The sequence below is a fragment of the Burkholderia aenigmatica genome, from assembly GCF_048627025.1.
Classification (GTDB): Bacteria; Pseudomonadota; Gammaproteobacteria; order Burkholderiales; family Burkholderiaceae; genus Burkholderia; species Burkholderia aenigmatica.
Map to the genome: position 1 here is coordinate 611,122 of NZ_CP184470.1, position 12,498 is coordinate 623,619.

Sequence of the window (12,498 nt, forward strand, 5' to 3'; positions counted from 1 at the left end):
ACTTTCGGAGAACCCCATGTTCCGTCGCCCCCTGCTCACCCTCTTCGCCGCCGCGCTGGCGGCGCTTCCGCTTCTGTCGGCCCATGCGCAGATCCCGCCCGACGTGCGTGCGCGCTATGAAGCGACGACGAGCCGCTTCAGCCATCCCGACGGGCTGCGCCCCGAGGCCGACCAGGCCTACACCGGTTCCGCCTTTCCGGGCATCTACGCGATCCGCGTGTCGAAAGCCGGCAGCGCGCCGCCGCCGCTCGTCGGCATGCCCGTGATGTTCTTCGACAGCGACGCGTCGTGGCTGCTGACGCCGTTGGGCGACGACACGTCGAACCCGTACTACCAGCAATGGCGCGTCGCGAACGTGAAGCACTGGAAGGGCTGGGAGCACGTCGCGCAGGATTCGCCGCTCGTCCAGCAACTGTTGCGCTCGATGCCCGTCGACAAGCTGGTGCACCAAGGCGCCGACGCTCCCGTGTTCGTCTACCTGGCCGCCCCGGACTGCCCGTATTGCCGGCGCGACCAGGCCGCGATGGAGAGCAGCCCGTACAGCTTCGCGATCCTGCCGATCACGCTCGACCCGACGCGGATGCCGGTCGTCGAGCATCTTGCCTGCGCCGACGATCCGCTCGGGGACTGGAACAAGCTGATGCGCACCGGGCGCGGCAGCACCGCGCCGTGCAGCCGCTTCGACCGCGCGGCATGGTGGGACCTGAAGCAGCTGTTCTTCCCGCGCTCGGCGACGCCCGCGTTCCTGTTTGCCGACGGTACCGTGATTCGCGGCGACGTCGACGCCGCGATGCGCAAGGCCGCGGACATGAAGGCGCGCGGCCTCGTATTCCAGTGATTTGCCCGGCCGGCCCGCGAGGCCGGCCCCGTCATCCTCCCTCTTCGGAATCCGCCATGTCCAACAAACCGGTTCCCTTGACACCCCAGGAAGTCGACGCGCTCGTCGCACGCTTCAAGGACGTCGATACCGTTCAGAAGCTCGATTTCGCCGCCAAGCAGGCGGCCACGCTCGCCCCGCGCCTGCGGCTGCGCGACCTGAAGACCGTGGCCGGCGTGATGCAGCGCGTGCAGACGGACATCGAGACCGGGATCGGACAGCTCAAGCAGAAGCTGCGCGCGACGAGCGACGCGATGCGGATCCAGCGTGCGAACCTGCGCCGCGACGCCGCGCATGAATCGGGCCCCCTGCTCGACACGTTGCGTGCGGCGTCCGCCGCGGTCGATGCGGCCGAAACGCTCGGCTGGGACGATCCCGCGTGGGACACCAGCGATCCGGCCGCGCTGCATGCCGCCTACGCGGCCGGCCGGCCGTTGCCGGACCGCCTGTACGCCGGAACGATCGGCGTGCGCACCGGGAGCGGCCTCGTGACGATTCCCGCCTTCGTGCCGTTCATCGGCCGGCAACGCATCGTCACGCTGCGCAGCGACAAGCCGGAGAGCCGGCTCGCGATGCTGCAACTGCTCGGCGCACTCGCGCTGCGGATCCACCTGACGCTGCCGAAGATGGCGGAATTCGTGTTCCTGGATCCGCACAACAGCGGCAACACGTTCCAGTGGGCCAACAGTTTCGCGAAAGCGGAGAAGACCCGCGACCTGCATCGCAGGCTCGACGCGATCGAGGCGGAATTCGGGCGCATCAGCAGCCAGTACCTCGACCACAAGGTCTCGTCGTTCGACCAGCTCGCTCCGTCGGTGCGGCAGCGCGAGAAGCTGCAGATCGTCTGCGTGGCCGACTTCCCGCGCGGCTTCGACGAGGTCACGGCCGCCAAGCTGCTGCGCTTCGCGCGCAACGGGATGGCGAACGGCACGTACTTCCTGATCCACTTCGACGAAACGGCGCCGATGCCGCGCGACATCGACCTCGGCCAGTATCCGCTGTGGGCGCCCCAGCAGCCCGCGACGCTCGGTGCGCGCATCGGCGAAGGCGCGCCGGACGTGCTGCCGACGCCCGCGCGGCTCGAAAGCCTGCTGTCGCGCGCGGCCGCGTTCGAACCGGAACGCGCGGTGCTCGACATCAGCGCGAGCGGCATCGGCGCAACGGACAGCTGGTGGAACCAAGACGCCACGTGGCACGTCAGCGCCCAGATCGGCCACCGCGGCCAGTCGGATCCGTTGACCGTGATGTTCGGCGAGAGCCGCGAGTCGTTCTCGATCCACGGCGTGCTGAGCGCGACCTCGGGCGCCGGCAAGTCCACCCTGCTCCACGTCCTGATCACGACGCTCGCGTGCCGCTATTCGCCTCGCGAGCTGCGCTTCTACCTGGTCGACGGCAAGAACGGCGTGGAATTCGCGCCGTACCGTTCGCTGCCGCATGCGGCCGTGATCTCGCTGAATACGCCGCCGGACCTGTCCCGCAGCCTGCTGGTCGATCTCCTCGAGGAAATGGAGCGGCGCAACGCGCTGTTCCGTGCGCACGGCGTCGACGGCTACCGCGCGTTCCGCGAGCGCTTCCCGAACGAGACGCTGCCGCGCCTGATGCTCGTGATCGACGAGTATCAGGAAGTCGTCGAGCAGGATCCCGACGGCGACGGCTCCCGCCGCCTCATCGAGCTCGCCGCGAAGGGGCGCAGCGCGGGCATTCACCTGTTCTGCGCATCGCAGCAGTTCGCGCCGCGCGAGATGATCGGCGCACGCGAGTTCATGAACAACATCCACCTGCGCATCGCGATGAAAGCGACCGCCGGCTCGACGGGCGGCATCACGGAATTCGACGCCGAAGGCCGGCAGATGATCGAGAGCCTGACCGCCGCCGGGCAGGTGCTCGTCAACGCGGAAAGCGGCCGTGCCGGCCACAACGTCCAGGGGCAGGTCGCGCTGCTCGATCGCGCGACGCGCGACGACCTGATCGGCAAGCTGCGCGAAAAGGCCGCGCAGGCCGGCATCGACGCCGTGTGCGTGACGCTCGACGGTGTCGAGCAGCCGGTGTTCCTCGAGACGCCGGCGATCGCGCGGCTGCTGGCCGGCGCCCCGCCCGACGACGATGCACTCGCGCACCTGGCGGCGACGCCCGAACGCCAGGGCGGCTTCGGCCTGCCGGGATGGCATCCGGTCGATCGTCCGGTGCCGGTCTGGCTCGGCCGCGCGCTCGATGTCCATTCGTATGCGGCGTTCGCGCTGCGGCGCGCCGACGACGAAAACGTGCTGATCGTCGGCCAGAACGCGAACGCGCGGGCCGGCATGATGCTCGCGACCGCCCTGTCGGCACTCGCCGCGCGCGGCCGCGCGGAGGTCGGCATCGGGGTCGTCGACAACGGCCTCGCGCCGGTATGGCGCGCCTTGCGCGACACGGTTTGCGCGCCGGCCGGCATCGAATTCGACAGCGGCGAAGACGAAGCGGGCACGCTTGCGCTGTTGCAGCGCTGGGCCGACGAAGCCGCGCGCCGTGCGTCGCTCGACCGCGAGCGCCAGCACCGCGAGCCGACCCGCCTGCTGTTCGTGCCGGATCCGTTGCGCACGGCGGGACTCGTCAGCAACCGCAGCGAGCAATGGGGCTTCGAACCGTCCGACGCGGGTCGCGTGCTCGCGCAGATCGTGCAGAACGGGCCGCGCGTCGGGCTGCACGTCGTGATGGCGATCGAACAGCGGCGCGCGTTCGAGCGCGTGTTCGACATCCGGCGCCAGCTCGACCTGTTCGGCCATCAGGTGCTGATGCAGATGTCGGCCGACGAATCGCTCAAGCTGATGGGCCGTCCGGATGCGCACGCGCTGCAAAGCGCCGGCGATCGTCCGGTGATGGCCCTGCATCACGCGCGCGGCGCCGGCACGTCGACCGTCTTCAAGACCTACATGAGCGGCGACGCGCCCGCCGTTTCGCCGCGTGAAAACCTGTCCGGCGCGCTCGGCGGATTCGCCGCGGCGCTCGCACTCGATCGCACGGAGGAACCCGCGTGATGGACGGTCCGATCGCCGAATGGCTCACGCAGATCGAACGTGCGCGGCGTCAGCTCGACGACGCGGCATCGGTCATGCATCACCTGCGCCGCGAGCTCGACCAGGCGCTGTCGCGCGCGCTTGCGTCGGCGGAGCCGGACGACCCGTCGCGGCCGCAACTGCAGCGGCTGTGCGACACCGCGGCGGGACCGCTGCGGCAACGCGAACAGCGGCTCGCCGATGCGCTCGACGATACCGCGCTGCGCCTGCGGCGCTACCTGGGAGGAAACGGATGACGACCTCATCGGAAGACACGCCGCACCGCGTGGCCGACGCCAGCATCCGGCGCGATATCGCGCGGCTGCGCGGGTGCGCGGACGATCTGTCGCGTACGGTTGCGCACATGATGTCCACGATTCCCGACGACAGCGTCGCACCGATCGCGCATGCCGCGCATTTCTGGGGCCGCGAGGTCGACGAATGGCTGCGCGCGATGGAGACGTGGCTCGCCAGTGTCCCCGCGGCGGCCGAGCCGCGCACGCACGAGGGCGAATCGCATGAGTGACACTGGCTTCGGGCCCGCGCTGCTCGTGCGCGTCATCGAGGACCTGCTGTACGACCTGCGCAAATGGCGCGGCTCGATCGACGGCACGCGCGACGGGATCACGAAAGGCACCAGCACGTTGCATACGTCCCACGCGCGAATGCGCGACCGGATCGCCGACGGCAACGCGGGCTTTGACGACGATGTGCGCGCGGTCGCCCAGGCCGCGTCGCGCGATACGGAACGGACGACCGGCGAAGCCGCGTTGCGCGTGCGCGTCGAGGACGCGCAGGCCCGCACCACGGCCGGCGTCGCAGCGGCGCAGGCGGCGCTCGCCACCGCGCGGGCGCAGGCCGCGCACTGGCGCAACCGCCTCGCCAGCATGCAGGCCGAGCACAGCGCCGCGCTGGCCAGCGCGGCCAACGCCCACGCGCAGGCGGCCGCGGCACGCAGCGCCGCCGCCGCGCTGCCCACGCATTCGTACGACTCGAAATCGCCGGGCGACCCGAATGCGGCCGCACGTGCCGCGCATTACGCGGCCGCGAGCCGCCACGACGCCGCAGCCGCACACGCAACCGCCACCGCGGCCCGGCTCGCGGACCGCAGCGACGCGATCGAGGAAAACCTCGCGCTCTGCCGCGTGTCGGCCGAGTGCGCGGAGCAGGCGAACGCGGCCGCCGTCGCCGCCGAACTGTCGATGACGCGCGCCGACGCCATGCGTGCCGACGCGACGCGCTGGCATACCGAAGCGCTGGGCCTGTCGGATGCCATGCGGCGCGCGCTCGACGAGCAGCGCGCGTTGATCGACGCAATCGCGCCGACCGCGCTGGCGGCGACGCGCGATATCGACGACATCCGCGCGCACGAGCACCGTCTGGATGGGCAGCTGCAGGCATCCGGCGACCTGCTCGGCGCGGCGGACCGGTTTCTCGACGAAAAAGCCGGCCAGCTCCGCGAGCTCGCGGCCGGCCTGGGAGCATGACGATGAAGGCACTCGAAGAACAGGCCTGGACCTACGTCGCGATGAGCCGCGACCTGATCGACACGGCCGCCGCCGCGGCGGCCGGCTGGCGCGACGACGCCGGCGCCATCGCCTACGCGCGCTATCTCGACCCGCTCGAAAGCCAGCGTGACGCGTCGGTGTCGCAGCTCTGGCAGCTCGACGCAAGCGCCACGCATGCGCAGCAGTTGCTTGCCGACGTGCACGACAAGCTCGACCAGCAGCAGCAGGCGCATTTCCGGCTCGCCGACGACGCATATCGCCTCGACGTCGCGGAGCGCAAATGGATGCACGCGCGCGAACTGTCGAACCAGCACGTCGATGCCGCTCACGCATCGATGACGGCGAGCGACGAAGCGGTCGCCCGCGCGGCCGCCTGCCTCGGCCGCCTCAAGCTCATCTGAACCGACATCCGACGAAATACCAGGGAATCGACATGGCGCAGGATTCGCAAAACACCCAACCCACTCCCGGCTCGACCTTCATGCTGCCGCCCGGCGCGAACGACGCGCTCGGCCGGCTGGCAGATGTCCAGAACCTGCGGCAGCGGGTCGACAAATGGTGGCAGGAAACGGCGGCGCCGACGCTCGGCCTGAAGCCGGACGACGCGGCGCAACCCGACGGGAGTCCGCATGCGGCCGTCGAAAGCTGGCGCGACCAGATCGACGGCGGCTGGCGCGACGCCAACGCATTGATCAAGTCTGCCCAGGTGGAGCAGCAACGCGCGGGGATCGTCGCGCAAGGTAACGGCGCCGTCGCCGAGATGCTGTCGCGACGCCTCGCGGAACAGCGCGGCCGGCGGATCACGCTCGCGATCGTGGCAGGCGTCATCGTGATCCTGTTCCTGGCGCTGGGCGTACGCAATGCGCCGGCAATGTTCCGCGCGACGCAGCGCACGGGCGCCGCGCCGGCCTGGATGGCGGGGCTTACGCCGAAAAGCGCCGGCTTCGACAAGCTGCCGGCGCCGGCCTACGTGTGGAAAGGGGCAATGAGCGTCGCGAACGCCCAGCGTGCCGCGTATGCGCGCAACTACGTCGATGCATATGCGCAGTTCCATGCGCTTGCGCGGATCGGCGACGATACGGGCTTCGCGTGGGCAGGCTGGCTGCTGCTCAACAACCAGGGCGTGGCCGGTCAGCAGGCCGCGGCCGTCGACGCGCTGCAGACGCGTTATGGCGAAACGCACGACCGGCATCTCGAATGGCCGCTCGGCCAGGCGAACGTACTCGGGCTGGGCGGCCTGCCGGTCGACCGGTCGAGCGGCCAGCGCATGCTGCGCGACGCGGCCAATCTGCCGTTCCCGCCGGCCATGCTGACGCTGGCGCTGTGCGCGGCCCACTCGCATGTGTGCGTTGCGACCGATTCCGACGTCTACCGCCTGATCAGCAGCGCCGCGGCCGACAACGATACGCTGGCGATGGCCGTCTCGGGACGGGCGATGCTGCTGGGCCAGCGGCCGTTCCACCGCAATCGCGGCGAAGGCACGCAGTTGCTCCAGATGGCAGCCGCGCAGGGGAACGCGTTCGCACGTGAAACCTGCGCCGCGAACAACCTGCGATGCTGAACGCCGTCGTCGCGCGCTTCGTGCGAGACGCCGCGCGGTACGTCGCGGCGGCGCTCGCGCTCGTCGTGCTGGCGGGCATCGCGCCGGCGCGTGCCGCGGATGCGCCGCGCGTCGCGCTCGTGATCGGCAACGCGACCTACCGCGGCACCGACCGGCTCGAAGCGCCGACCGGCGACGCCGAACTCGTCGCACGTGCGCTGCGCGGCATCGGCTTCCAGGTCACGCTCGAGCAGAACCGGTCGCGCGCGCAGTTGCTCGCCGATCTCGATGCCTTCGGCCAGCGGGCGGCGGGCGCATCGATCGCGCTGGTCTATTACGCCGGGCACGGCTTCGAAGCCGGCGGAGAAAACTACCTGATTCCGGTCGACCTGCCGGTCGGCGTCGGCCAGGTGTCGCAAGGCGACCTGCAGCGCTACGCGGTGCCGCTGCGCTATATCCAGAGTTCGGTCAGCCGCGGCGACCCGCGCGCGCTGCTGATCCTGCTCGACGCGTGCCGCAGCTCGGCGACCCGCGGCGCGACCGGCGCGTCGATGACGGCGGTGCGGGCGCCGCATGGCACCCTCGTCGCGTTTGCGACGCAACCTGGCGGCGTCGCCCTCGACAGCTTTGCGCTCGGTTCGGTCCGGCACAACCACAGCCCGTTCGCGTATTACCTCAGCCAGGAACTGGCGAGCGCCGGCGACATCACGACGATCCTGCGCAACACGCAAGTGGCGGTGGCCGTCGCGACCGAAGACGCGCAGCGCCCGTGGTACAACAGCGGCCTGATCGGCACGCTGCGGCTGTCCGACACCGCGGCGCCCGCTGCGCAGGCGAGCGTGCGCCAACGCGCGCCGCTCACGCAGCCCGGTCGTGGTGCGCCGGCAGGCGAAGCGCCGCTCGCGGACAACGCAGCCGGCGCCGGCGATGCCCCGCTCGACGCCCCGCTCCTCGACAACGATCCGATGGCCGTCGATGAGCGCGCGCTCGCGCGCAAATGGCGCGCCGAAACGCTGCGGTTGCAGGCGCTGGTGATCCAGATGGCGGTCAATCCGACCGTCGTCGCGCAGGTGCGGCGCGACGCCCGCAACGGCGACCTGTTCGCGATGACCGCGCTGGCGATGGCGCTCGTCGCCGTGCCGAACGGCACGCCGCCGCAGGAAGCGCAGATCCGGGTCGGCGAAGGGCTGATGTACATGAACGCGGCCGCCGACCGCAACTATCCGATGGCCGAAGCGATGCGGGCCGGCGTGCGGATGCTGACCGTCGCCTCGCCCGCGGACAGCGCCGCAGTCATCCGGGAGTTCCGGGCGGCGGTCGACCACGGCTTCGCGGAAAGCCTGCCGCGGCTGCTGCAACTCCTCGCGGTGACGGGCGACGGCAACCTCGGCATGTACCTGGCCAAATACCGCCGCATCTACGGCCGCGACTACGACTTCTCCACGACGCCGGCGAGCGCCTCCCGATGACCGATCCGACCCGCTCCATCCCGCGCGACCGTTCCCGCGCGCCCGCCGCCTTCGCGGCAGCCGCCGAATGGCTCGGGTCGCGCAGCGCGTTCGTCCTCATGCTCCTGCTCCTCGAGGCCGGGCTGCTGCTCGGCGTCGCCCAGGTCGGCGCCGATCTGCGCGCCCAGCGCGCGCCGCAGGCCGGCGCGACGCGCGGAGCGGCGGGCGCCGTGTGTGCGGATGCCGCCGTCACGTTCCGCCGCACGGCGACCGAGCGGGACATTACGCTGCTGCTCGTGCAGTACGGTGCGACGATCGTGTACGGTCCGGACGAAAACGGCGCGTACGAAGTGCGCGTGGCGCCGGGTGACGCGCGTGCCGCCACGTTGCAGGCGCTGCGCGATGCGCCGATCGTCGCGGATCTCGGCCTGTCGGCCGCCTGTCGCTAGGGCCGCGCAACGATGGCCCACACCGCCCGCCCCCGCGCAACCGGCGCCGCGTCGGCGCTGCGTTCCGATTTCGTGCCGGCGCTGCTGCTGACCGCGTCGTCCGCCGCCGAGTACATCGGCCTCGGCGTCCAGGCGCTTGCGGCCGCGCATGGCGCGCAGGCCGCCGCGCTCGGCGCCGCGATCGGCCTTGCGACCGCGATCGTCGGTCTGCTCGTCGTCGCCTTCGGCGGCGGCACCCAGCCGCTGATTTCCGGGCCGCGGATCGCCGCGACCGTACTGATGTCGCAACTCGTCGGCACGCTGCTCAACACGCCGTCGATCGCATCGCTCGGCCTGTTCGGCGCGTTGGGGTGCGCGTCGCTTGCGCTCGCGTGCGCCGGTGTCACGCAGCTCTGCCTGGCCGCGCTGCGCGGCGGCATGCTCGTGCGCATGCTGCCGGCATCGGCGCTGTCCGGCCTGCTGTTCGGTTCGGCAATACTGGCCATCGCCGACCAGGCACACGCGGTCACCCGCTGCGCGCTCGACTGGTGGCCGACGGTCGTCGTCGTGGCCAGCGGCGTCGGCGCGCATTTCCTGTGGGCGACGTTCGCGCCGCGCGTGCGCTGGCCGAAGGGGTTGTCGCTGTTCGCGGCGCTGCTCGCCGGCACCGCGGCGTTCTACGGCTTCGATGCGCTCGACGCGGCGCCGCTCGCGTGCCGCACGTTCGGCACGGTCGGTTTCGATCCCGGCCTGCTCGGTCGGCCCGGCCTGCTGCAATGGCCGTCGGTGTTCGCACGCCTCGACGCGGGCTTGCTCGCGATGCTCGTGTTGTACGGCGCGATGATCGGGGTCCTGGCCGCGCTCGACACGCTGATCGCGGCCGGCAACGTCGAAGCGGACAGCCGCCAGCGGGCGCGGCCCAACCGCGATCTCGCCGCGCACGGCGTCGCGAACCTCGTCGCGGCGGCGGCCGGCCTGCTGCCGATCGTCGGCTCGCTGACCCGCTCCAAGCTCGCGTGGAACGCCGGTGGACGGACACGCGGGGTGGCCGTGCTGCACGCGGCGATGCTGCTCGCGCTGGTCGTCGCCGGCACGTCGCTGCTCGCGCTGCTGCCCAAGCTGGCGGCGGCCGCCGTGATGATTGCGATGGCGCTCGACATGATCGACGACTGGTCGCGCCAGATCGTCGGCCACTGCCTGTCCGGGCGCGGGCCCGCGGAGGTGGTGGCCGCCGCCGTGTGGACGTTCGCGGCGGTGACCGCAGTGACCGCGATCACGGGACAGCCGGGCAAAGGCTTCGCGGTCGGCTGCGTGGTCGCGCTCCTCAGCCTGCTGCGCGCGCCCCGGCGCTTCGCCATCGCCTGCGACGTGCAACCGGACGGCATGACCGTGCGCGCGACCGGCGCATTGATCGGCTGCTTCGTCGATCGCAAGATGGTGGAGCCGGTGCTCGCGCAGCTCGCGCCGGGTACGGCGATCCAGGCCGTCGATATCGACCTGTGCGGTGTACGACGCTTCGACGCGTCCGCGTGCAGGTCGCTGCGCCAACTCGGCGACCTGCTTGCTGCACGCGGCGTGTCGCTGCGTTTCGTGCTGGCCGCGCGGCAGACCGACCTGCGGGCCGCGCTCGCGACCTTCTCGGTCACGCGGGGATGAGCGTCCCGCCTGCCTGCGCGACCGGCGAGCCGGGTCGTCACATCGCCGCGAGCACGTGACCGCCACCGTCGAGCAGCTGCACATGCAGCATCTGCAGCTTCACCTGATTGTTCGCCGGGTCGACATCCTGCGCATACGCGTAGACGCGCGCGGTAATCGGCTTGTAGTGGCTGCGCAGATCCTCGATCGAACGCGCCTGCGCTTCGTCGGTCACTTTCACGAAATTGAAGTCCGGCCCGTTCGTGTACGCGATCTTGTAGTTCGCGTTGTCGAAGAAGTACTGGAACGAGCCCGGTTGCGCGACGTTGGTCAGCTGAAAACCCTTCTTCGTGAAGTCGTACGAGTCGAGCGTCGCGTTCGGCGTCGTCAGGACGACATAACGGCTGTTCTGCGCCGCCGCGACCGATGCGTCGATGCGCGGCTTCAACGTGTTCAGCATGTCCTGCTTCTTGAAGCCGTCCGACGTGTTCTGGTAGTCGCGCGAGTAATACTGCGCGGCCTTGTCGTAATCGACGGGCAGCTTCGAGATGCCGTAGTACAGGAACATCACGTCGTTGCCGCTGTCGATCCCGCGATAGTCGGCGAGCGCCCGCGCGGCGTCGCCTTGCGGCAGCGCGCGGTCCGCGATCTGCTGCTGCTTGTCCGGCGAAGCCAGCCCGGCCAGATCCACCACGGGCCGGGCGGCGGCGTCCGGCGCCTTCGGTGCGTCATCGGATTTGCTGCAGGCGCCGAGGCCCGACGCACACAGCGCGATCAACAAGGTCGTAGCGGCAGTAGACATCTTCTTCATGGTGAGGGACTCCAGTCGTGTGTGGATGAGAAAACGTGCGCGAGCCCGGTTCCGGGACCATCGCGAGATGCGGCGCATCGCCCGGCGTGCGCGCCGGGCCTGCGCGTCGGCCGCTCAGGCCGACAGGTATTGCTTGACGCCCTTGAGGGCGAGATAGAGCGCGGCCGCGCCGGCGACGTAGAAGCCCGCGCCGAACGAGATGGCCTTCGACACTTCCGCGGCCATTTCGCGCGCGAAGTCCGCCGACAGGCCGGTCATCCCGGCCGCGCCGCCGATCTCGCTCACGGCGGACGAGATCTTCCAGTAGATGCCCGCGTAGACCGCGACCATCCATGCGAGCGGCGCGGCAAGGCCGAGCCACAGCGATTTGCGGCGGAACAGGAACGGGGCGATGCACAGTGCGAGCGTCAGGTAGCAGGCGAAGCCGTACCACCCTGCGCTCATCTGGCTGACGCCCTCGAGCGCATAGAAGTTGTTCATCGAGTGCAGTGCGCGCAGCAGGTCGTAGAACGTGAGCCCGCTCGCCGTCGACGCCGTCACCTGGATCGCGATCGCATTCAGCGAGAACCAGCCGATCAGCAACAGCGCGATCGCGCCGAGATTCGCGTATCCGACCGCCGACACGACGCGGGCAGCAAGCGGCAAGCCGATCGCCGCCGCTTCGCCGAGCGCGCGGCCCGAGACCTCACGCACGCCGTCGACCGCGTCGCGCATCCGCTCCTGTCCGACGGTCGCGCCGGAGACCGCGCGCACCGCGGTGACGGCACCGCTACCGTCGAGATCGACGTCGACCGCCATGTTGACCGTCGGCGCCACGTCGCTCTTCCAGTGCGTTTCAAGCGAAAACGCGTACTGGCGTCCGAGCGCGACCAGCAGGCCGTCGCCAGCGACGGTGTCGCGCAGCACGCGGCCGCGCGTCCGGGTGCTCGCGGGCGAACCCGGTGCGGCGGTGGGCGCCGCGGCGTCGGTGCGGCTTCCGCAACGCGGGCAGAAAGGCACGCGCTCCGGCATGCTCGAGTGGCATTGGGTGCAGGTATGGGTCGCGTTCATGGCTTGGCAGTTCTCTCGTTCGAAGGGGCAGTTCGCGGCAGCGTGAGCCGCGATATCGACACTCGCCATCACCGCGCCGGCTCGCGGCCGACGGCGGACTTTGCTCGCGTCTTGTCGTTCTATTCGCGTGCCGCGCCGATTTGTTCGCCCGATTTTTCATGCCGTGCAG

Annotated in this window: 12 protein-coding genes; 10 read left to right on the forward strand and 2 right to left on the reverse strand. The window is 70.6% G+C overall.

Annotated elements, in window-relative coordinates:
• Window positions 1–16 precede the first annotated feature (16 nt).
• The 10 genes from ACN8ZM_RS35105 to ACN8ZM_RS35150 are packed head-to-tail and all read left to right on the forward strand — an operon-like array spanning window position 17 to window position 10,489.
• Window positions 17–838 carry a thioredoxin fold domain-containing protein gene (locus ACN8ZM_RS35105; RefSeq protein ID WP_043187783.1) on the forward strand — a complete coding sequence of 274 codons (822 nt, stop codon included), beginning with the start codon at window positions 17–19 and terminating at the stop codon, window positions 836–838.
• Window positions 839–894: 56 nt separating this feature from the next.
• Window positions 895–3,891 (forward strand): FtsK/SpoIIIE domain-containing protein, encoded by a 2,997-nt coding sequence (locus ACN8ZM_RS35110; protein WP_420212705.1) that lies wholly within the window; start codon window positions 895–897, stop codon window positions 3,889–3,891.
• Entirely contained in the window at window positions 3,891–4,166 is a 276-nt protein-coding gene (locus ACN8ZM_RS35115; protein ID WP_043187789.1) for a hypothetical protein, read from the forward strand. The genes ACN8ZM_RS35110 and ACN8ZM_RS35115 overlap by 1 nt, the downstream gene beginning before the upstream one ends.
• On the forward strand, window positions 4,163–4,435 hold the full coding sequence (locus ACN8ZM_RS35120) for a hypothetical protein (RefSeq protein WP_420212706.1): 273 nt from the start codon (window positions 4,163–4,165) through the stop codon (window positions 4,433–4,435). The genes ACN8ZM_RS35115 and ACN8ZM_RS35120 overlap by 4 nt, the downstream gene beginning before the upstream one ends.
• Window positions 4,428–5,396 (forward strand): hypothetical protein, encoded by a 969-nt coding sequence (locus tag ACN8ZM_RS35125; protein WP_420212707.1) that lies wholly within the window; start codon window positions 4,428–4,430, stop codon window positions 5,394–5,396. The genes ACN8ZM_RS35120 and ACN8ZM_RS35125 overlap by 8 nt, the downstream gene beginning before the upstream one ends.
• Window positions 5,397–5,398: 2 nt before the next feature.
• The gene (locus ACN8ZM_RS35130) at window positions 5,399–5,818 is read left to right on the forward strand and encodes a hypothetical protein (protein ID WP_143331220.1); all 420 of its coding nucleotides are present in this window, start codon (window positions 5,399–5,401) and stop codon (window positions 5,816–5,818) included.
• A gap of 32 nt (window positions 5,819–5,850) precedes the next feature.
• The gene (locus tag ACN8ZM_RS35135; protein ID WP_155292035.1) at window positions 5,851–6,978 is read left to right on the forward strand and encodes a hypothetical protein; all 1,128 of its coding nucleotides are present in this window, start codon (window positions 5,851–5,853) and stop codon (window positions 6,976–6,978) included.
• Window positions 6,972–8,426: a caspase family protein gene (locus ACN8ZM_RS35140; RefSeq protein WP_420212708.1), complete on the forward strand. Its 1,455-nt coding sequence runs from the start codon at window positions 6,972–6,974 to the stop codon at window positions 8,424–8,426. The genes ACN8ZM_RS35135 and ACN8ZM_RS35140 overlap by 7 nt, the downstream gene beginning before the upstream one ends.
• Complete coding sequence (locus tag ACN8ZM_RS35145) at window positions 8,423–8,854, forward strand: hypothetical protein (protein ID WP_420212709.1); 432 nt, start codon at window positions 8,423–8,425, stop codon at window positions 8,852–8,854. Before ACN8ZM_RS35140 ends, ACN8ZM_RS35145 begins: the two co-directional genes overlap by 4 nt.
• Window positions 8,855–8,866: 12 nt before the next feature.
• A complete protein-coding gene (locus ACN8ZM_RS35150) occupies window positions 8,867–10,489 on the forward strand; it encodes a SulP family inorganic anion transporter (RefSeq protein WP_420212710.1) in 1,623 nt (540 codons plus the stop codon).
• A 37-nt stretch (window positions 10,490–10,526) separates the two neighbouring features.
• Here ACN8ZM_RS35150 and ACN8ZM_RS35155 read toward each other — a convergent pair whose 3' ends face one another.
• Both ACN8ZM_RS35155 and ACN8ZM_RS35160 read right to left on the reverse strand, forming a co-directional pair.
• Entirely contained in the window at window positions 10,527–11,279 is a 753-nt protein-coding gene (locus tag ACN8ZM_RS35155; RefSeq protein WP_155292036.1) for a hypothetical protein, read from the reverse strand.
• Between the two features lie 114 nt (window positions 11,280–11,393).
• Window positions 11,394–12,329 carry a hypothetical protein gene (locus tag ACN8ZM_RS35160; RefSeq protein ID WP_420212711.1) on the reverse strand — a complete coding sequence of 312 codons (936 nt, stop codon included), beginning with the start codon at window positions 12,327–12,329 and terminating at the stop codon, window positions 11,394–11,396.
• Window positions 12,330–12,498 lie beyond the last annotated feature (169 nt).

What these genes read in the sequence shown, in the direction of transcription:
- ACN8ZM_RS35150 (WP_420212710.1), top strand. Translation starts at nt 8,867, where the DNA reads ATGGCCCACACCGCCCGCCCCCGCGCAACCGGCGCCGCGTCGGCGCTG.
- ACN8ZM_RS35125 (WP_420212707.1), top strand. Translation starts at nt 4,428, where the DNA reads ATGAGTGACACTGGCTTCGGGCCCGCGCTGCTCGTGCGCGTCATCGAG.
- ACN8ZM_RS35130 (WP_143331220.1), top strand. Translation starts at nt 5,399, where the DNA reads ATGAAGGCACTCGAAGAACAGGCCTGGACCTACGTCGCGATGAGCCGC.
- ACN8ZM_RS35140 (WP_420212708.1), top strand. Translation starts at nt 6,972, where the DNA reads ATGCTGAACGCCGTCGTCGCGCGCTTCGTGCGAGACGCCGCGCGGTAC.
- ACN8ZM_RS35145 (WP_420212709.1), top strand. Translation starts at nt 8,423, where the DNA reads ATGACCGATCCGACCCGCTCCATCCCGCGCGACCGTTCCCGCGCGCCC.
- ACN8ZM_RS35110 (WP_420212705.1), top strand. Translation starts at nt 895, where the DNA reads ATGTCCAACAAACCGGTTCCCTTGACACCCCAGGAAGTCGACGCGCTC.
- ACN8ZM_RS35155 (WP_155292036.1), bottom strand. Translation starts at nt 11,279, where the DNA reads ATGAAGAAGATGTCTACTGCCGCTACGACCTTGTTGATCGCGCTGTGT.
- ACN8ZM_RS35135 (WP_155292035.1), top strand. Translation starts at nt 5,851, where the DNA reads ATGGCGCAGGATTCGCAAAACACCCAACCCACTCCCGGCTCGACCTTC.
- ACN8ZM_RS35120 (WP_420212706.1), top strand. Translation starts at nt 4,163, where the DNA reads ATGACGACCTCATCGGAAGACACGCCGCACCGCGTGGCCGACGCCAGC.
- ACN8ZM_RS35115 (WP_043187789.1), top strand. Translation starts at nt 3,891, where the DNA reads ATGGACGGTCCGATCGCCGAATGGCTCACGCAGATCGAACGTGCGCGG.
- ACN8ZM_RS35160 (WP_420212711.1), bottom strand. Translation starts at nt 12,329, where the DNA reads ATGAACGCGACCCATACCTGCACCCAATGCCACTCGAGCATGCCGGAG.
- ACN8ZM_RS35105 (WP_043187783.1), top strand. Translation starts at nt 17, where the DNA reads ATGTTCCGTCGCCCCCTGCTCACCCTCTTCGCCGCCGCGCTGGCGGCG.